This is a genomic window from Gracilimonas tropica DSM 19535, assembly GCF_000375425.1.
In the GTDB taxonomy this organism is placed as follows: Bacteria; Bacteroidota; Rhodothermia; order Balneolales; family Balneolaceae; genus Gracilimonas; species Gracilimonas tropica.
Genome location: NZ_AQXG01000009.1, coordinates 112529 through 133024 on the forward strand (window position 1 = coordinate 112529; position 20496 = coordinate 133024).

The 20496-nt window shown below is 42.8% G+C and carries 18 protein-coding genes, 1 tRNA gene and 1 pseudogene; 12 read left to right on the forward strand and 8 right to left on the reverse strand.

What is annotated here, in order from left to right; all coding sequences use genetic code 11:
• Positions 1–139: 139 nt before the first annotated feature.
• The 6 genes from B151_RS0113410 to B151_RS0113435 are packed head-to-tail and all read left to right on the forward strand — an operon-like array spanning position 140 to position 7656.
• Positions 140–1036: a polysaccharide deacetylase family protein gene (locus B151_RS0113410; RefSeq protein ID WP_020404163.1), complete on the forward strand. Its 897-nt coding sequence runs from the start codon at positions 140–142 to the stop codon at positions 1034–1036.
• A complete protein-coding gene (locus B151_RS0113415; RefSeq protein WP_020404164.1) occupies positions 1033–2157 on the forward strand; it encodes a glycosyltransferase family 4 protein in 1125 nt (374 codons plus the stop codon). The genes B151_RS0113410 and B151_RS0113415 overlap by 4 nt, the downstream gene beginning before the upstream one ends.
• Before the next feature lie 14 nt (positions 2158–2171).
• Positions 2172–3917 (forward strand): glycoside hydrolase family 9 protein, encoded by a 1746-nt coding sequence (locus B151_RS0113420; protein WP_020404165.1) that lies wholly within the window; start codon positions 2172–2174, stop codon positions 3915–3917.
• Positions 3898–5100, forward strand: a complete 1203-nt coding sequence (locus B151_RS0113425; protein WP_020404166.1) for a glycosyltransferase family 2 protein — start codon at positions 3898–3900, stop codon at positions 5098–5100. The genes B151_RS0113420 and B151_RS0113425 overlap by 20 nt, the downstream gene beginning before the upstream one ends.
• An 18-nt stretch (positions 5101–5118) precedes the next feature.
• Positions 5119–6360, forward strand: a complete 1242-nt coding sequence (locus B151_RS0113430) for a glycosyltransferase (protein WP_020404167.1) — start codon at positions 5119–5121, stop codon at positions 6358–6360.
• 15 nt (positions 6361–6375) lie between these two features.
• Positions 6376–7656 carry a GNAT family N-acetyltransferase gene (locus tag B151_RS0113435; RefSeq protein ID WP_020404168.1) on the forward strand — a complete coding sequence of 427 codons (1281 nt, stop codon included), beginning with the start codon at positions 6376–6378 and terminating at the stop codon, positions 7654–7656.
• Here the strand turns inward: B151_RS0113435 and B151_RS18825 are convergent.
• The 3 genes and pseudogenes from B151_RS18825 to B151_RS0113450 all read right to left on the reverse strand — a co-directional run bounded on the left by B151_RS18825 (position 7653) and on the right by B151_RS0113450 (position 9778).
• The gene (locus tag B151_RS18825; protein WP_020404169.1) at positions 7653–8468 is read right to left on the reverse strand and encodes a WecB/TagA/CpsF family glycosyltransferase; all 816 of its coding nucleotides are present in this window, start codon (positions 8466–8468) and stop codon (positions 7653–7655) included. The two genes, B151_RS0113435 and B151_RS18825, sit on opposite strands and share 4 nt — an antisense overlap.
• A 196-nt stretch (positions 8469–8664) precedes the next feature.
• Positions 8665–8811: pseudogene (locus tag B151_RS20505) on the reverse strand (DapH/DapD/GlmU-related protein); the annotation flags it as partial.
• A gap of 469 nt (positions 8812–9280) precedes the next feature.
• A complete protein-coding gene (locus tag B151_RS0113450) occupies positions 9281–9778 on the reverse strand; it encodes a TIGR00725 family protein (protein WP_026166670.1) in 498 nt (165 codons plus the stop codon).
• A gap of 74 nt (positions 9779–9852) precedes the next feature.
• Between B151_RS0113450 and B151_RS0113455 the strand changes: the two genes are divergently transcribed.
• From B151_RS0113455 to B151_RS0113475, 5 genes are all read left to right on the forward strand, one after another.
• Complete coding sequence (locus B151_RS0113455) at positions 9853–11415, forward strand: cryptochrome/photolyase family protein (protein ID WP_020404172.1); 1563 nt, start codon at positions 9853–9855, stop codon at positions 11413–11415.
• A gap of 63 nt (positions 11416–11478) precedes the next feature.
• Positions 11479–12141: a hypothetical protein gene (locus tag B151_RS0113460; protein WP_020404173.1), complete on the forward strand. Its 663-nt coding sequence runs from the start codon at positions 11479–11481 to the stop codon at positions 12139–12141.
• On the forward strand, positions 12125–12829 hold the full coding sequence (locus tag B151_RS0113465) for a hypothetical protein (protein ID WP_020404174.1): 705 nt from the start codon (positions 12125–12127) through the stop codon (positions 12827–12829). Before B151_RS0113460 ends, B151_RS0113465 begins: the two co-directional genes overlap by 17 nt.
• Positions 12830–12871: 42 nt before the next feature.
• The gene (locus B151_RS0113470) at positions 12872–14350 is read left to right on the forward strand and encodes a hypothetical protein (RefSeq protein WP_157471015.1); all 1479 of its coding nucleotides are present in this window, start codon (positions 12872–12874) and stop codon (positions 14348–14350) included.
• A 125-nt stretch (positions 14351–14475) separates the two neighbouring features.
• Positions 14476–15840, forward strand: coding sequence for a replication-associated recombination protein A (locus B151_RS0113475; RefSeq protein WP_020404176.1), 1365 nt, complete (start codon positions 14476–14478; stop codon positions 15838–15840).
• Between the two features lie 63 nt (positions 15841–15903).
• Here the strand turns inward: B151_RS0113475 and B151_RS0113480 are convergent, their stop codons facing one another.
• Positions 15904–16440, reverse strand: a complete 537-nt coding sequence (locus B151_RS0113480; protein WP_020404177.1) for a macro domain-containing protein — start codon at positions 16438–16440, stop codon at positions 15904–15906.
• Positions 16441–16851: 411 nt separating this feature from the next.
• On the opposite strand from B151_RS0113480, the gene B151_RS0113485 reads away from it, so the two are divergent.
• Positions 16852–17415, forward strand: a complete 564-nt coding sequence (locus B151_RS0113485) for an NADPH-dependent FMN reductase (protein ID WP_020404178.1) — start codon at positions 16852–16854, stop codon at positions 17413–17415.
• Here the strand turns inward: B151_RS0113485 and B151_RS0113490 are convergent, their stop codons facing one another.
• From B151_RS0113490 to B151_RS0113505, 4 genes are all read right to left on the reverse strand, one after another.
• Entirely contained in the window at positions 17416–18120 is a 705-nt protein-coding gene (locus B151_RS0113490) for a response regulator transcription factor (protein ID WP_020404179.1), read from the reverse strand. It abuts the gene before it with no gap.
• A complete protein-coding gene (locus B151_RS0113495) occupies positions 18110–19837 on the reverse strand; it encodes a sensor histidine kinase (protein WP_020404180.1) in 1728 nt (575 codons plus the stop codon). The genes B151_RS0113490 and B151_RS0113495 overlap by 11 nt, the downstream gene beginning before the upstream one ends.
• A gap of 189 nt (positions 19838–20026) precedes the next feature.
• A complete protein-coding gene (locus tag B151_RS18835; protein ID WP_020404181.1) occupies positions 20027–20296 on the reverse strand; it encodes a GIY-YIG nuclease family protein in 270 nt (89 codons plus the stop codon).
• Between the two features lie 58 nt (positions 20297–20354).
• Positions 20355–20426: transfer RNA gene (locus tag B151_RS0113505), tRNA-Gly, on the reverse strand.
• Positions 20427–20496: the final 70 nt, after the last annotated feature.

Sequence of the window (20496 nt, forward strand, 5' to 3'; positions counted from 1 at the left end):
ATACAGGCTGTGAACATATGGTACACGATGGGTTGGGAGTATGCAAAGAATCAATTAAACAAGCTCTTTTAAGAGACTTTAAAGAGTTTTATCGGATTGGCACACTTGTTGCCAATTGATCAAAAAAGAAGAGAGAATCATGATAAATGCCGAATTAATACAAAACAATAAAAACGGAGAGGTGAATAAAAACATCAAAGTATTGATGTATCACCGGGTTTTATGGGAAAAACCGGAGGAAGAGGTAAAGTGGCATTATGTGACGGCTACGGAATTTGAGAATCACATGAAATGGCTTGACCGGTTTGGCTACACTACCATCACTTTTACTGATTATTTGCTTTATCAACTGGGTGATCTGAGTTTGCCCAAAAAACCGATCATCATCACTTTTGATGATGGTTATCACGACACCTTTGAGAATGCTATCCCAATTATGCTCAAATATAATATGCGCGGGGTCATTTTTGTGATGGGCAACCGTTCGATGCGCCGGGCTAACTGGGATGATCCTGAAATTGAAAATGACTGCCTGCTGATGAATGACGATCAGATACGAATGGCAGAGTCGTTTGGATTTGAGATCGGGGCACATTCTATGAATCACCTGGATCTTATTTCTATTAATGACGAAGACCTCGGACACGAGATTATGTGGTCGAAATTTCAGATCGAACAGATCCTGGGTAAACCGATCTACAGTTTTGCTTATCCCTATGGCAGGGTAGATGAACGGGTTCAAATGGCCGCTTTAGAAGCCGGTTTTAGATTTGCCTGCGGGGTGTACACGGGTCCGGCCTGGTTTGGAGAAAATAACTTCGACATTCGTCGCATAGCCATTGGAGACGAAATAGGAAGTCTCACTTTCCTGCTAAGGGTACTCACACCATTTGAATATGTGGAGTGGTCGTATGCTAAGATCAAAGACACTACGCTTACACGCGACCGTAAAAAACCGTCTCTTGATAACTCGAGAAAGAACGGTAAGCTCGTCAAGGATGGCCTTCAACAGAAACCAGAGGTATTGGTCAATTGAAAACACTTTATATCATATCCAAAGGAATCGGAAAAGCTTCTGAAGAAGAGATCATCCGAATGGAACAGGAAAACAAGATACCGCGGGTTACACTGCTGGAAAAGGAGATCAATGCAGATGTGCTGGACGAGCGATTTCTGGAGGATAAGGTGCCTGCTTTTCGCAAACGGTTATATAAAAAGATTCCGGTTCATTTCAGACAGATCATTGAAGCACTGATCATACAGCATCACTACGATGTGATCCTGTCTCAATCGGAGAAAGTGGCTTTTCCGCTGGCTTACATCATGAAGATTTTGCACATGAAAACCCCTCATGTATTTGTGATCTCACGAATAACTTCGGTGGATGAACGGCAGTCAAAACGGAAGATATGGTTCATGAAGAGAGTCAAAGACTCTGTATCAAAATTTCTGATTTGGTCGATCTCGCAACGCAACTTAGCTATCGAAAAGTTGGGCGTTCATCCGGCTAAAATAAAACTGGTTCGCCGGGGCACCGATCAGAATTTCTGGAAGCCCATGGAACGTAAAAGCATTATGATCAGTGCTGCGGGTATGGAGGCGAGAGATTACCCCACCTTAATAGAAGCACTTCGTCCGCTCGATATCCCCTGCCATATTGCAGTCACCGCCTCCAGGGGAGAATTATTTGATACCGTGAAAAAACTGTACAGCATTACGGATATACCGAAGCATATTACCGTAGGCAGAAAAAGCCCGGTTGAATTGCGGGAGATGTATGCTCAAAGCCGTTTTGTGGTTGTGCCATTGATGAAAAGCGACTCAGATAATGGGTTAACGACGATATTAGAATCAATGGCGATGGGCAAGCCGGTGATATGTTCCCAAACGGAAGGACAGATAGGGATCATTGAAGACGGCGTGACGGGTTTCTTTGTGCCACAAGGAGATCCTGAGGCCCTTCGCCATAAGATTGTTGAACTCTGGAACGATCCTCAAAAATGTGAGACTGCCGGAAAAGCAGGCCGCAGGTTTATTGAGCAATATCACAACATGGAGCAATTTGTGGATGATATCCGTTCGGAAGTGGAATCGGTAATCCCCCTTTCGCTCGCAGAAGAAGACTATGTGGTTCAACAAGTATCAAACTCAGCCTGAAAAAGGAGCATATCATGTCAGCAGGTGTCCGTATAGCAGTATTTTTTCCTCTTTTGATAAGCATGATCTCCTGCACACAATATGAGAAAGCAGAATTCATTGCCATCAACCAGGTTGGTTATCCTTTAGAGGGCGAAAAACAGGCGTTTCTCGTAAACGGGCTAACCAATCATTTTGAATTGGTGCGGGCAGAGGATCATAAAGTGGTGTTCATGAAGATGGCTGATAGAAGGCAAGAGTCGGATTTGGCTTCCGGCGATTACATCACCTTACTTGATTTTTCAGAATTCAAAGAAGCCGGGTCTTATTTCATTCGTATCACAAGCCCAAAGTATTATGAGTCGGAGATTTTTATGATCGGTGAAAATCCCTATTTAAAAGCTTCGCTGACGGCCATTCAAAGCTATTATTACCACCGATGTGGATCAGCGGTAGATAATGGAAGCCCCTGGAAGCATGAACGCTGTCATATTGAGGATGCTCCTTTTTACAACCGGGAAGAAAAAAAGATGGATGTTACCGGTGGCTGGCATGATGCGGGCGATTACAATAAGTTTTCAGTGAACACCTCCTACAGTACAGCCTTATTGTTGTATTTGTATGAATCGGATCCGACCGTCTTTCAAGACGGACAGCTTTCTATTCCCGAAGCAGAAAATGGCATTCCGGATATTCTTGATGAGACAAGATGGGCGTTAGAATGGCTGCTCAAAATGCAGGATTCCGGAGGTGGGGTTTATCACAAAGTTTCCCAGAAAAAATGGATCGGTGAATTTTTACCCGCTGCGGATCCATCTACGAGATATATCTTTGAGGTCAGCAGTGCCGCCACTGCCTCATTTGCAGCAACAACAGCTTTGGCAGCCCGCATGTATGAAGCATATGATCCTGTTTTTGCTAAACTACTGATTCAATCTTCCTTGAAAGCGTGGGGATACCTGGAAAACCATCCGCTTAATGTTCCTCTTGGTGGTTTCAAAAATCCGCCGGATGTTCGGGGCGGGGAATATGGAGATACTCAAGATGACGAAGAACGAATGTGGGCGGCTTTAGAACTCTATCGTACCACGGGTAATGAGCAGTTTTTAAAATATAACATAGATAATTATTGGAAGCTTTCAGGAAGCCGGATCAACCCGTTGAGCTGGAGAAACGCAGAGGTTTTAGTGTTGTCGATACTGGCTAAAACGGATACCAACGGTAACTATGAACGGCAAAAAGAAAGTGCCCGAAAGCAACTGGTCAGACATGCCGACGAGATTCTTGGAGTGCACTATAAAAACCACTACAAAAATCTGAACCGACATACTGAATATTACTGGGGCTCGAATAGCGTGGGGCTGTCTTATGCCTTTGCACTTATTCAAGGGTATGAGCTGACTGGCCGGGAGGAATACTACCGTGCTGCGATGGATCAACTTCATTTCGTATTGGGAAGAAATCCGGTGAATAGGTCGCAGGTAACGGGGGTTGGAAAAAGATCGGTGGCGCATCCTTATCACCAGTTTTCAGAATTGGATGGGGTGAAACTTCCCGTGCCCGGAATGATGGTTGGCGGCCCGAATAACCATTTACTTCTTGATGATAGAGAGATTTCTCCTTACCCGGCGAAAAATTACCAGGATGCCTTTAAAAACTATCTCGTAAATGAACCGGCCGTTAATTATACCGCGATCTTTGCATTCGTAAGCGGATATTTATCCCTGGAATCACCTAAAAACACTTTTATAACTAACCGGCATGATACTCTTAGCCCTTGATATTATCCAGATCTTCCTTGTTTTGGTGATCGGTACGCTGATCTTATACCAGACTTTATTAGGTCTTTTTGCCTTCAAAGTAAGGGAAGTAACCCATTTTGATAAGACCAAAAAAAATCGCTTCGCTATTGTGATACCGGCTCACAATGAAGAAAAAATGATCGCCAAAACGATCTACAGCCTCAATGGGATCGTATATCCTCAGTCGCACTACCAGATTTTTGTGATTGCAGATAATTGTACGGATGCCACGGCTGATATAGCCAGAGAACTTGGTGCTAATGTATTGGAAAGGCATAACCTGCAAATGAAAGGTAAGGGCTATGCCTTAAGGTGGGGCTTCGACACGATCATGAAAAACGAAGATCCATTTGATGCATTTGTGGTTATTGATTCTGATAGCCTTGTATCCGGTAATTACCTGGAAGTGATGAATCACTATCTGAACCGGGGGCATCGGGTCATACAAAGCAGCGATTTGGTATTGCCACAGCCGGGAAACTGGAGCAGTGAATCGACCCGGATCGGCTTTCTGCTTTACAACTATGTAAAACCTATGGGCCGGAAATATCTTGGTTTAAATATGGGGCTTCGAGGAAACGGGATGTGCTTTTCAACCGATGTTTTGAGGAAAGTTCCGTGGCAATCCTGGGCGCTCACCGAGGATCTTGAATATGGCCTGATCCTGATCCTGAAAGGAGAAAACATTCAATTTGCACAAGAAGCCTGCGTGTGGGCTCAAATGCCTTTGCAATCAACAAATGCAGAATCACAGCGCCAAAGATGGGAAATGGGACGTAAAGAAATATCAAAAGCGTATGCCGGCCTTTTTCTGGTTGAAGCCCTGAAGAGAAGATCATTCAAGCACCTGGATGTGAGCATCGACCTTGTTATTCCCCCATTTGTAAACACCATGATGGTGGTGGTACTTATGGTGATGATCAATTTGTTTTACGGCTTTTTGATGCCTGAAAAGCTTTACCTGTTTTGGATTTGGCTCGCCATACTGGCTGCAGGAATGATGCACCTGTTGTTAGGGCTGGTGTTGGTGAAAGCTGACAAAAATCTTTACAAGTCACTTTTGTATATCCCGGTGTATGCACTTTGGAAAATAAAGGTGGCGCTAAAATCACTATTTAATACCCGTGAGATCCATTGGGTCCGTACAACCAGAGACAGTTAACCCTTAATTAGTAATAAGATGAAAGTTCTGCAATTATTTCCATATGTGCCTACACCCCCTACTTTTGGAGGAGCTTTGAGAGTCTATCATATCCTGAAGCATCTTACAGAAAACTATGACGTCACCGTAGCCGGTTATAACGAATATGGAGACATGGAAGCATTTGAGAAGTCCTTCCCAATATTGAACAACAAAATGCATTTTCGGAATGTACACCGAAAAAGGACTCGACGATTACGACAGGTAACTACATTGTTTACAAAACGCAGCTATTGGTATCGGTGGACCTATTCCAATGAAATGCAACGAATGCTTAATGAGTTGTTAGATAGCGCTGATTTTGATTTCATACTCACCGAATTTGCATCCATGGGGCATTTCGATCTTCCATCTGATGCAATCAAAATACTGGATGCCCATAACGTAGAGTATGATAACTTCCGGCGGATGAGTACCCTCGATTGGTCGTTGACCCGCAAGAAATTTTATGAGCGTGAATACCGCAAGACCTTTCAGGAGGAAGTGGCCGTATTTAAAAAGCAGGATGCTATTTTCTCAACCTCTTCCAGAGACCGGGACATCATTCAGCAGCATTCAGAGAATGCACAGCATTTTGTGATTCCCAACGGCGTGGATACCCAATATTTTCAACCCCAGAATATTCAACCTGAACCGTATTCAATGGTGTTTACGGGAGCAATGGGGTATGTGCCAAACAATGATGGCATCATGTTTTTCCTGGATAAGATATTTCCGAAGATCAAGAATAAAATACCGGAAGCAAAAGTATATGTAGTGGGAAATAATCCGCCGAAAATGCTGCTTAAAAAACAATCGCGTGATGTTATCATTACCGGATTTGTAGATGATGTGCGGCCATGGATAGATCGCGCTTCTGTGTATATCGTGCCGTTGAATATGGGAAGTGGAACCCGCTTGAAAGTTGTAGAAGCGATGTCTATGGAAAAACCTATTGTATCAACAAGTATTGGCTGCGAAGGCATTGAAGTGGTGAACGGAGAACACCTGCTGGTTCGGGATGAACCGGAAGCATTCGCTGAAGCAGTCGTTGAATTAATGCATAACCGGGCACTGTCAAACCGATTGGTTGAAAATGGACGGGATTTGGTGAAATCAAAATATGACTGGAATGTAATCGGGGAGCATATCGATGACGCTTTAAATTATTTACTTCAACGGAAAAAATGGACCAATGCATACTCTCGCGAAAAAAAAGAAAAGCTTGAAGTAATAGTATAGCCTATGTGAGTGCCTATGAAGAAAAATGCATCCGAAGCTGTAAAAGTGACGGTCGGTTATAAGAAAAAATGGGCGGAGAATGTAAGTATTGAGATTGTTACTTCCGAACAAGACTTTGATAGCCTCGAGGTAAGCTGGAGTCAGTTATGTGAAGCCTCTGAATGTTCCATTTTTCAAACGTTTGAATGGAATCGGACGTGGTGGAAATATTTTGGAAACTCCAATTCACTCCACCTGGTGATCTTGAAAAGAGAAGGGGAAATGATTGCAATTTTTCCCCTTTTCAGAGATTCTGTGGAGGTATTGGGACATTCATTTTATACGGCTTTGAGGTTCCTGGGTTCAAATGTGAGCCAGCCGCAAAAAGCAAATATGCTTGGGTTAATATCGTATACTGATTATTTGGATGGAATCATTAAGAAAGGCGAAGCCGGTTTTGCCTACGAGCTTATAGTGCCATATTTAGCGGGAATCTTTCCCCAAATGGATGAGATTATACTCGACGTAATACCGGAGCAAAGTGCATTCTGGATGCATGCTCTTCCTCTCATTCATAAAGAATTTTCCAGGGTACATATCATCGATCAAGAACCCAGCCAGCTGATAGTTTGCAGCAGCAGTTGGCAAGACTACCTGACTCGCTTGAATAAGAACCGGAGATATAAGGCTAAAACCGCTCTTCGAAAAATACATGGTGCAGGGAGCGAGAGAATATTTCAAGTCAGGTCGCCTAAAAGTGAAGATGAGTTCATCAAAATGTGGAACCAATTTGTAGATCTGCATCAGAAGAAATGGAATAAATTAGGTTCCATTGGTACTTTTTATGAAAGGTCGAACCTTCAGTTTCATCAGGATATTTCGTTACAATTCTTTAAAAAAGGATGGGCTCAAATATATGCTTTATCACCCATTCAAGATGAAAATGAGCTGCTGGCAATGGATCTGAATTACATGTTTAAGGGAAGAATGTATGGAGCTCATACCGTAACAAATACAGACTCGGAATATTATAAAGAAGGGCCGGGAACGGCTTTGTTCTTTGAAACACTCCTAAATGCCATCGAGCAAAACTTCACTTCATACGATTTCTTAAGAGGCTCGGAAGCATACAAATATGCTGTATCTGATCTGACATTTCGAAACCGAACGGTTCACCTAAAAAGTAACCGAAGATTACAGCAGCTCTTATATGATCTATTTATAAATCAAGAAAAGCTGAGGCGCACATTTCACCGAAAAGCCGCAGGAATACGTCTACGGCTGAAGCATTCCATCGGTATAATCTTTTCCTTTTAGGAATGACTTTGTCGCATATTATGCGCACGGGGACTTTTTGGTATTTGCATGCTTGCCCGTATTAAAATGATGTTGAGGGCAAACAGTGGGAGTTTTAGCATCCGTCGCCACCGGGAAGGTTGAAGGTATAAGCGGTACATCCACTCGAGGCCGGTTTTGCGCATAAAAAGCGGGGCTCGTTTTATATCGCCCGTTATGAAGTCAAAAGAACCGCCAATACCGATAATTACTTTACAATGGGTCAGGTGAGGTAAATTTTTGTAGATCCATTTCTCCTGAGCAGGCGCACCTAAAGCCACAAAAACCACATTGGCTTCCCGGAGTTGCTGTTGAACCGGTTCCGGCAGATCTTCAAAATGCAAGTCATTTCGTTCAGGAGCATAAGTGCCGGTAATATGCAAAGCTTCGATCTTTTCTTTGAGCAGTGATGAAGCTCGTTCAGCTACTCCCGGTTGGGCTCCATATAAGAAAACTGAATTATTTTTTTGGGCAGCAATGGCGCAGATCTTTTCGACGGAGTCGGATCCGGTGATACGATCTACATGCAAGCCGTACAGATAGCGAATTGCCCAGCTGATACCTACACCATCGGCGGTATTGATAGAAGAGCGATGTAGAATTTGATTAAAATCGTTGTCTATAATAGCTTGTATCGCAATTTCCGGATTTACGGTCACAACAAATAGAGGCTGCCCATTTCCCGTAGGCAGATCGAGGGCACTATGAACCGCTTCAAAAAAGTGTTCTTTTGAGTAGGTAGATATATCCACTCCTAAAACCGGATATGATTTCTCAAGAACTTGTGTATCCATAATTTCCTCCCTTGGTTTTCTTGCTTTTTCATTGCAATTGATGTGCCAAAGAAAGAAATCGTGCTTTAAATGATGATAAGAAGCGTTTCTATCAGAAAAGGTGCTTTTGAATTGTAACCATCATACACAATGTGCAGCTGCAGCTGTAAAATAATTACGCAGAATAATCCGGAATTTTTTGGGTTTGTACATCCGTGATATACTTTGCAGGATTACCTCCAAAAATGGTATAGCCGGGAACATCTTTTGTGACCAGCGAACCGGCTGCTATAATAGCTCCCTTTCCGACCGTTACTCCTTTTAAAATGATGGCCTCACAACCGATCCATGCATCATCTTCAATGTGCACGGCTTTATTTTCTACTTTTTCTGAATTCAAAGGGTGAAGATCAGAGTCCATGATGGTGACGTTCCACGAGATCTTACAATTCCGGCCGATCCTGACTTCTTTTTCACAAATAATAAGCGTATTTCGGTTGATATAGGTTCCATTCCCGATCGAAAGATTTCCCTCAGGCCCAATTTCAAAGCGCACGCCTGAATAGAACTGACAATTTTCGGCTGTAAGCCTTCCTCCTCTCTTGATAACTTTAGGGAAAGGCCACCATTCAGTAACAACTAAAAAACCATGTTTATCAAACTTCCGGGAAAACCACCAACCTTTCACATGTCCCCAAAATGAATGTTTCTTCAGGCGTTTTTGAATAAGCTGAAATGTGGTCAGATCTTTCATTGTAATTCCCCATTTTAGTAGCAATATGATCGCAAAAAACGGAGAAAGAGTTTGTAATGGAATTACTTACGCTTGTGATTTATGAATCAGAAAGAAAGCGATTTATGTTCTGCAAGGCTTCTTCAATAGTGTTTGCCTTAACTAATTCAGGATGAGCGAATTGCTCCAAAAAGGGCATCGTTTCCGGGGAAGCATTCATCAAAATTACAGGCTTGTTTGCTTTGATCGCTAATGTGACCTCCGAAGCTGTTCCGGCGCCCATTCCTACTGCCACCACCAGATCCGAAGTCAGAACGTTGATGTTATTCCGGGCACTTCCCATCCCTGTTTTGATGGGAATATCCACGAACTTTGATTGATCGTTTCCATCCGCAGAAGGTAAAATCCCGATGGTTGTTCCACCGGCCGATTTTGCTCCTTTCATGGCCGCATCCATTACCCCTTGTGAACGTCCGCCGGTCAGGACGAGAAAGTTTTCTTCTGCAAGCTTTTTTCCAAGCTGAAACGCCACTTCGAGATCACTTTCTGCGGCACTTTCACCTGGTCCCATAATACCTATGATCATTTTTCTTTCCATACTGAATGATACTTTAAAAGCAGATAAGATTCTAAATAAGGAACGCTGAATACTATTTTATTCATTCTTCTGGCATGAGCCGAACCTATCTATCCCATATCGATTCAAACATCCCGAAAGCTAACCTTGCAGATCATCAGAAAGCGGTTTTTGTGCTGCACGATCAGTTGAATCTGGATGCCTGGCCCAGCTGGATACGGGAAGAGAAACCGCTGCTTATTTTCATGGAGTCTGCCGGGAAAGGCCAGGAACTTCCGCATCACAAAAAGAAAGCGATCTATGTGCTCAGCAGCATGCGTCATTTTGCATTGGAATGTGCAGAAGCCGGATTTCCGGTACACTATTATTCCACCAAAAAACACTTTGATGATGGATTAAAAGAGATATTAACGAATCATGAAAGCCTAAATCTAACGTACATGACTCCCTCCGAATGGGATTCGAGAGAACGGCTTCAAAAAGTAAAAAAAGAATTTGGGAAAAGAGTTGAGGAAGTCCCCAATAATTTTTTTCTGGCCGATCCTGAGGAATATAAAGAGCGGGTGAAAGACGGTTGGCTGATGGAATATTTTTATCGGGAAATGCGACGAAAGTCCGGCTACCTGATGAATGGAGATCAGCCCGAAGGCGGGGAATGGAATTATGATGAGCAGAATCGGGAAAAGTTGCCCAAAGATCATCCACTGCCAAAAATTGCCGAAACTGAAGTGGATGAGATTACCGCAGAAGTCATCGAAATGATCGAAGATTGGTATAGAGAAAGTTTCGGGAAAAGCGAAAATTTCAGTTATGCCGTCACCAGAAGACAAGCGCTATATCGCCTGAATGAATTTATAGATGAGCGCTTGGATGAATTCGGTCCATACGAAGATGCGATGGCTCATGGCGAATACGAACTTTTTCATTCCCAGCTGTCGGTGTATTTGAATAATGGATTGATTCTCCCAAAAGAAGCCTGTGACAAAGCCGAAGAGGCCTATAAAAATGGAAAAGCCCGATTGAATTCGGTGGAGGGATTTATTCGTCAGATCATCGGTTGGCGCGAATATGTGCGCATCTATTATGAAGCCATGATGCCGGAAGTGCGCGAAGCCAATCACTTTAATTTCACCAGGAAACTACCGGAGATGTATTGGTCGGGTGAGACCAGGATGAACTGTCTGAGCGAATGTTTAAAACCGGTGATCGAAAATGGATATTCCCATCATATTCCGCGACTGATGGTGCTCAGTAACTTCAGCAATCTCACGGAAACCGATCCTCGGGAACTGAATCGTTGGTTTCACCTGGCATATGTGGATGCGTATGAATGGGTAGTTCTTCCGAATGTTTTAGGGATGTCCACCTTTGCGGACGGTGGTGTGCTAGCCTCCAAACCATACGTGAGCAGCGGGAATTACATCAACAAGATGAGCGATTACTGCAAACACTGCGAGTACAAGATCAGCAAAAAAACCGGGGAGGATGCCTGTCCGTTTAATTACCTCTACTGGAATTTCATTAATAAACAGCGGGAGACCTTCACCCAAAACGGCCGCGCCAATTTTATGGTGAATATGTTTGATAAGAAAAGTGAAGAGGAAAAGGGAATGATACGTCAGGATTCAGAAAGGTTCATTAGAGACTTAGAGCATTAGTAATTTTGCATTATTACTGAAAAATCCACTTCTTCCACCTATTCATAAAAAAATAGGTGTACTATGGACAAAGAAACAAAACGACTGTTCGGGGCACTTGCACTTGCGGCTGCAGGATTTTTCGTTCCACTTTATTTTGGGAAGATATGGCTGGCCTTAGGTATGGCTTTGGCGGTAGCCTTTCTGTTCCTTGGAAGTCTGTTAAAACAGAGTAAAAAGGATTTTGAATCAAAATGGACTTGGCGTGTGGTAGCTGCACTCGCGGTCCTTATCATGCTTTTTAACGCCATCTCTTTTGTTCATGATTATGGCATGAAAGATTATCAAAAAGGATTGCTATTGGAGATTCGGAAAACCATCGATTCCGGAATTACTCAGGCTGATGTGCGAGAAAAGTTCTTGTATGTACTGGGCCAATATCACCAAAATGACAGGGAATCAATCGTTGCTACTTATCGGGATCTGATGTCGGAGCACCTGGGGGAAAATGGAATCTATTTATCTGATCAGGACTTAAGGATCGAAAAAGATAGCAGCAATGCAGATGATAACATCAATCATTTTTATGAAATTGATGAAGATGCTGATGAAGTAAAAATTATTGCTGTCACCGATATTTCCCTGGGATCGGATCAAGAGTACGAAAACTATGACGGTCAGATTGGCCGGTTTGAAATGGAATTCACCTTAAATAAAGAGGGGGTCAGTTATGAAGTTCTCAATTAGAAGAATCAATGAATGGCTCATACTTGTGATGGTTTTAGTGCTGGTGCCTCTGGCTTTTAGTTTTCTGCAAGATAGGTGGAATTTCCTGCAGGCTGACATTAACTACCTTTTTAATGTGCACCCAACCAATGTCATTATCGGATTAATCACTGTTGATGCTATTAATACGTTTAGTGGAGATGCGGTTGAGGGGTTTTCGGTCAGCTGGCGTACCGCTTCCATGTTTTTAAATGTCGTATTGTATTTGATGATCGGCCCCTATCTTTTTTTTAAGGGATTCAAAAGATCAAAGTTGGATACGGAAAGAGCAAAACCCTGGTTTTGGTACATTGGTGGTGCTATTTGTATCGCATCATTTATGATCGTTCCGGTTGTGATCACACATGTGCAGGTTTATAAGAATACCAAAGTCAGTGCTGAAAGAAATCGCGTTAGAGACATGATGCGTACAGAATTAGCTGAAGTGGGTTTTGCAGCGGCGGAATATGAAATTATTGAGGATGGGATCAATGAGTCTTTTGATGTCGAAGATCTGGATCTGAATGACCTGAACTATGATTATAAGATCGAAAGGGTTCAGTCAGACACGTTGATCGTGATCTCCGTTGCAAATCAGGAAGAGCCTGATCTTGGCCATACCATGGAGATCAGGCCATATAATAAAAGCATGCTTCGTATTCGGAATTAGTCGTGACGCAAATTGGTTTGCCCGTACAGAATGCAGACCACTATGAAAAACATAAACAGTTACCGAAAGTTTAAGCGCAACGATAACGAGCCAAATCCGGATGGCGATTACATCCTGTACTGGATGCAGATCCACCGGCGCACACAATACAATTACGCCCTCGAATACGCCGTTGCGCTCGCCAATAAATTCGATAAGCCGCTGCTGATCTACGAAAGCGTAATGGTGAATTACCCCTGGGCCAGTGATCGCTTTCATGCGTTTCTGTTGGAAGGTATGAAGGAACATCTGGACGAATTGAGAGGGACCGGAGTAAATCATTATTGTTATGCAGAACGGGAAGCCGGAACGGTAAAAAATTCATTTTTTGAGCTGGCTGAACATGCCGTGGCTGTAGTGGCGGATGAATATCCCGTGTATATCATCCGGGAAAACAATGAGAAAATGGCCGGGGAAATTGACGTTTCATACATTTCCATCGACTCCAATGGTATCATTCCACTCAAAGTCACCGACAAAGACCCTTACTCTGCCTATCTTTTTCGAAAGGTAATGCAGAAGCATTTTTTGGAAGCCTTTACTCATCCTCCTAAAAAAGATCCGACCGATGACTTACAAAATCATGAAGAGGTAAAATTGCCGGAAGGATTTGAAGAAAAATATCCCCGGGCTGACAAGATTTTAGAAGACATACCCGGATTTATTTCTGAGCTGGATATCAACCACGAGATCGGTATCACCGAGAAAAAAGGGACACGCAAATATGCGCTTGGAAAATTGGGGGACTTTATTGCACACGGATTGAGTCGCTACGATGAGGAACGAAACGACCCTGATGCCGATGCGGCAAGTGGATTAAGTCCCTGGCTGCACTTCGGCTTGATCAGTGAATACGAGATCGTGAAAGCCGTCCTGGATCATCAGCCGGAGGGTTGGGATCTTGATGACATCACTCCTAACAATGGGAAGAATACCGGTTTTTTTAACGGCGACCCGAATGTGGAAAGTTTTTTGGATGAAGTAATTACGTGGCGTGAAGTTGGATTCCATTTTGCCCATCACCGGCCGGATTACGATCAGTTTGAAAGCCTGCCCGATTGGGTGCATAAAACCCTCAGCAAGCATCAGGATGACGAGCGGGAGTGGGTGTACGAGCTGGAAGAATTGGCTCAATCCAAAACGCACGATGAGATCTGGAATGCGGCCCAAACGCAGCTTCGGGAAACGGGCATCATGCAAAATTATCTGCGAATGCTGTGGGGGAAAAAGATCATCGAGTGGACCAAAGATTATCGCACTGCACTTGATTACATGATTGAACTGAATAATCGGTACGCCTTGGATGGAAGAGATCCCAATAGCTATTCCGGCATTTTTTGGTGCTTTGGACGATTCGATCGCGCCTGGCAGGAACGACCGATCTATGGCAAACTCCGCTATATGACGAGCGATTCAACCAGAAAAAAGTTAAAGCTGGATCGGTATCTGGAAAAGTATGGAACTCAGAAATCGTTTTTGTAGAGGAGGGCTCAGGTTTCAGAACTCAGGATTCAGAATATTGATTTCTGATTTCAGTATTCTGACAACTTCTTTCCTCTAAAACACATATCTTACATATACTTTTTCAATCCCCACGAACTTTATTCATGGATCTTTTCGAAGAAAAAAAATCCGGTGCTTTTCAATCTTCATCACAGAAAGAAAATCCGCAGTATAGTGAGCCTTTAGCTACCCGAATGCGTCCGCAGTCACTGGATGAGTTTGCCGGGCAGGAACATCTGGTTGGTGAAGGAAAAATGCTCCGGCGCATGATCGAAAGCGGAGTGATCGGATCACTTATTTTTTATGGTCCGCCAAGTTCGGGAAAGACGACCTTAGCCCATGTAATCTCCCGTGAGATCAAAGCCCAGTTTGAAGTCATCAATGCGGTGTTGGATGGCATTAAAGAATTGCGAAATGTGGTTGACAAGGCAGAGAAGCTTCGAAAGCTCAACGGTCGCAAAACCATTCTCTTTGTAGATGAAATTCACCGCTGGAATAAGGCACAGCAGGATGCGCTGCTACCGCATTTGGAATCCGGAATTATTACGCTGGTGGGAGCTACAACCGAAAACCCGTTCTACTCTTTGGTGAATCCGCTGCTCTCGAGATGTCAGCTTTTCGAACTTCACCCCTTAACGATGGATGAAGTAAAACTGATGTTAAATCGAGCGTTGAAGGACGAAGAAAAAGGTTTGGGAAAAAAGGAGATCGAGGTAACTGAGGATGCTTTTAATCACCTTGCAGAAATGGCTGGTGGTGATATCCGAAATGCATTAAATGCCCTGGAAGTAGCCGTTTTATCCAGTAAAACAGATGAGAAAGGCAAAATCACTATCGACCTGAATGTAGCCAAAGAAAGTATTCAGCGACGAAATGTGCGATATGATCGCACCGGGGATGAGCACTACCACTATGCCTCTGCCTTCATAAAATCCATGCGCGGTTCTGATCCGGACGCGGCTTTGTACTGGATGAATGCGATGCTGGAGGGAGGCGATGATCCCATTTTTATCTTCCGAAGAATGCTCATTTTTGCCAGCGAAGATGTGGGACTGGCAGAACCCAATGCCATTACGATTATTAATTCCTGCCAGGAGGCATTTATGAAATGTGGCATGCCGGAAGGAATGTATTTTTTGTCGCATGCTTGTTTGTATCTGAGTCAAAGCCCCAAAAGTAACAGTACCAAAGCTATTTTTGAGGTGAACCGTGAGATCAGTGAGCGGGGCGTGAAAGACATCCCGCCCTATTTGAAAGATAAAACAGCTAACAAATTAGGAGCCAAACACCTTGGGGTAGAAAACGCATCCAATGATTACAAATACCCGCATGATCACCCGAATAATTGGGTAGAACAGCAATATCTGCCGGATGAGTTGAAGAATAAGCGTTGGTATGAAGCAGGAAATCAGGGGAGAGAGGCATTGCTTTGGAAGAAATGGCAGGAGATCAAAAAAAAGGGTAAATAACTTGTGAATACATTTTGGTCAAATTAGGTGCAGAGACACCAAATCTTGTGTCTCTGCAATTGATTAATCGGGTTTAAAAATTTCTTCTAACATTCTTTGATGAATGCGAAGGTCTTCCTCACTAAATAGCACAAACCTTATTTCTTTTACAGACTCCAGCTGTTCTAATGTATCTCTTATGGTTTCAAAAGCCACTGTTGCAGCTTCCCTGGTAGGATACCCAAACACACCTGTGGAAATAGCAGGAAAAGCGATGGAGTCATTCTCATGTTCTTCTGCCAATTTCAAGGCATTTCTGTAACAGTTTGCCAATAATTCCTCTTCGGGTTTGTCTTGCCCGTAAACAGGACCGAGGCAATGGATGACATATTGATTGGGTAAATTATATGCACCGGAAATTACAGCCTCACCCGGTGAAATAGGTGCTTTAGCCCGGCATTCTTCAGCAAGTTTTGGCCCGGCTGCCCGATGAATGGCTCCCGCAACACCGCCTCCGGTTCTCAACTGAGCGTTAGCGGCATTTACAATGGCGGAAATATCAGGTTGTTTAGTAATGTTCCCTTGGACACACTCAAGAACTATATTTTTATAAGAAGGCATCTTAGCGAAATGATTTTATCTACATTCGCTAAAATTGTGAAGAAGAACAGCCATTCTCAAATATAAAACTGGCGAAAGGGTCACCTTTCGCCAGTTGTTGGAGTCACTAATACCATCAGAGAGTAAATCGCAGCCTAACCAACCGAACCCTCTGAAAAATATTAGGCGGAATAAAAGTTTGTGTCTGAAGGAAATCAGTTAATTCCCTTAATACGCCTGAAAATATATGAATGAATTTTATAAATACAAAAATAAATAAGGTCAATTTTTTATAATAACTATTATATTATTCTTTTTACAGCAAAAGCGCTTACAAAATAAGGTTGTTTCTGGTTGGTTTAGTTTCGGAATGATTTTATGGAGTAATTGGTATCTTGAAAAGAATAAATAATCAGTTTTAACTCCCTATCAATGAATTTAAAAATTGTAAGCGGGACCGATCGTCCAAATTCATATGCACTTAAAGTTTCAAGTTACGTACAGACCCTTTACGAGCAAGAGGGAGTTGATGCGGAAGTTATCAGTTTAGAAGATTTTCCTCTTGAGGAAGTGGTAGGTGGGCGATATGGTAAAAAATTACCGGCAATTGAACAGTTTAGAGAACCTATAATTAATGCTGACGGCCTTGTTTTTGTGATCCCGGAATATAATGGCAGTTTCCCGGGCATCTTGAAGATATTTATCGACTATTTGCCTTTTCCGGCTGCTTTTGAAAAAATGCCTATGGCTTTTATCGGAGAATCTTCAGGGGCTTTTGGGGCATTAAGATCGGTAGAGCAATTTCAGATGATCGCTAATTATCGAAATGCTCTTCAATTTCCTGAACGGGTATTTATTCCCCGTATAAAAAATGAATTTGATGAGGACCGGGGCTTAACGGATCCTTTCAAGCAAAAATTATTAGACTCCCAGGTAAAGAATTTTATCAAGTTTGTGAAAGCAACTATGAAAAAAGAAATGGATCAGTTAGTCTGATCAGCTGCTTCTTAGCATATACCCCACACCGTGAAGAGTAATCAAGTATCGGGGGTCATCTGGGTGAACTTCGATCTTGGCTCTTAATTTGGAGATATGTACATCTACCGTACGGGTGTTGGTGCTAAATTCATAGCGCCATACTTTTTCAAGGAGTTCATCTCTTGAAACCGGCTCATTTGCACTTTTTAATAAATAACGGATTAGTTCAACCTCCCGGGAGGTTAATTCGAGCTCTTCATTATCAGGGCGTTGCACAACAGATTCTTTCAGGTCGATTTTTACAGGACCTAATTGTAAAATGTCTACTTCACCTGAAGTAGAATAAGTGCCGGCCCGACGTAACCGCGCTTCAATACGGGCAAGTAATTCTTTTACCCCAAACGGCTTGGTGAGGTAATCGTCAGCTCCCAAATTCAATCCTTTTACTTTATCAGGCTCCTGATCCTTGGCTGTAAGCATGATCACCGGGAAAGTTAGTTTTTCCTTTCTGATTTCTTCCATGATCTCGTATCCACTTTTACCGGGCAGCATGATATCCAGGATCATGATATCCGGATCATGTTCTTTAGCCATATTTACAGCTTCTGTACCCTCCTCACTGACAACCACATCGTAACCTTCACTTTCGAGTGTATCCCGCAGGGTAAATACTAAACTTGGCTCGTCTTCCACAACGAGTACTTTCATTCGCTTATCCGACATATTTTGTGTGCTTATTTTTTGTATTCAGGGATGAAGAATTTGAGTTGGATGAAATATCAGCACCAACGTCAGTCTCACCGTGATCCAATTTAGGAAATCTTACAATAAATGTTGTTCCCTTGCCCAAACTACTTTTTATGTCAATCGTTCCTTCATTCAGTTCTACCAAATTCTGCACAATACTGAGCCCCAATCCATGGCCTTTGATCTTTTGGCTTTGAGTGTCGGATTTTTCGACCCGGTAGAATTTTTTGAAAATATTTTTCTGGTCTTTTTTAGGAATGCCGATACCATGATCAGTAATACTGAAATAAACCGAGTCTTTTGCTGTAGAAACCTGGTACTCAATAAATTTTTCATCAGTACTATATTTTAGAGCATTTTCGGTAAGATTATTTACAATGGTTTCGAAACTATCACTGTCTATAAGGCTGAGTGTAGAATCTTCTGTAGTCTTAAATGAAACCTTGAATCCCTTCTTCTCTATATATTCCCTGTTTTCGGACAAGTAATTAGCCAAAAGTTCCTTCACTTCATAAGGGGCAGCTTTGATCATATTCTGCCCGGAATCAACACGAGCTACATCCAGTAATTTCTCGATCATTCCCCGAAGCCGAATGGATTCATTATAAATATGTTCACCGTATTGTTTTAAGCGTTTTGGTTCGGTTACCCGCCCATCGGATATATTCTCACCGGCTGCTTGCATTACCGCTAACGGCGTTTTTAGTTCGTGAGTAACATTGGCCAAGAAACTTGCCTGCCGTTGGGCGAGGTGCCTTTCACGCTGAGCGGTCACAAACATGAAGATCAGCGCTCCCAAGAGAAAAAGTACAGCTACACCTAATACAAATAGGTTTTTCAGAAGCGTATCATTATAAGCGGAAGTTACCGGAGACTTAAGAAACGCCAAATTCATGGACCAGTTATCAAAAAAGCCGGAACCTGAAAATCTTATCCGGTAGTCTCTAAGGTCCCGATCGTATTCTACATCCGGATCACTTGAAGCAATAACATTATTGTCCGGCCAGTCCAAAACCCAAACAACAATACCCGTTTCTTTACTATCTCCGAAATAATTCTTGAGAATAGGAGGCAGGACTTCATTAGTAATGTAATCCTGATCCAATGTGAGCGTCAGAACGCCGATCATTCTGCTTTCAGCGAGATTGATCAAGCCAAGATTAAGGCTTCTATGCGTATCAAACTCGAAATTATTATTCCATCGGTAATTAAAGTCGTTTAGCTGAATACGGGTTTTTGTTCGGGTAATGCCAACGCCATCGCACAAAATATCGGGATATTCAGAGACCGGAACTACTTGTAATTGCGCGGGGTCATATTGATACACTTCTGTCCCAGGCTCACAAGGGTCGATGCCTTCCGGGGTAAAATAGATGCCGGTAAAGAAAGGACTTTCGGATGATCGCTGTAGTACCTCCTGAATGTTCTCCGGCAAATGTCCCGTTCTTTGAATAGAGGCTTCAATAGGCTCAAGTTCCAATTTATAAAGGCCTCTCAGCGGAGCTAAAATTTGATTTCGTATAGAATCGTTGATCTCATCAAGTTGATCGATGCGACGTTCTTCTTCACTCTCAACCATACGATCCCGAAGATCATAAAGTGAAAGAACGTTCATTCCGGTCAGTGTTATGATGGCGAGTAGGCCTACCATCAAAAGACCCCATCGAAAAGCTCGATTTCGTAGTACTTTCATATTTGGATCAGTTATAAGATTTCACCGCTAAATATAGCATTCTGAAGCAATCAGTAAACTCAAAATAAGTAAAAATAGAAAATCACGGCCGGTCATTTAATTGAGCGAATTGAGCGGGAAACGAGATTTCCCGTATTCACGGGACGCCCCCAACCTTGGTCCCGTGGCTACGGGATGCTCTTCACTGAGCTATTCTTTATGAAATTCATTTTCGTCTGAGCTGATGAGTTTCTCGATGAAGGCTCTGTTTTTCTGCCGTTTGATGTGATATTCCCATTTTAGTGCATCGGTTTTGTGTTGAAAACTGCGCACATATTTGAGAACCCATGGTGCTCCAGATTTGGTTGAGCGAGTCCACCCTTGATTATGTCTTTCCACTCTTTTTTCTACGCCCACTCCGGTAGAACCAATGTAAAAGCGATCATTGGCAATGCTATAAATAATGTAGGTTTGATGCATAAGTGATCCCGAAAATAAAAAAAGGACAGCTACTCAATAATAACTGTCCTTCTATTTGAGCGGGAAACGAGATTCGAACTCGCGACCCCAACCTTGGCAAGGTTGTGCTCTACCACTGAGCTATTCCCGCAATAAGTCAAAATATGGTGTGGTTTTAAAGCGAACTCGCGACCTCAACCTTGGTCCCGAGTTCTCGGGAT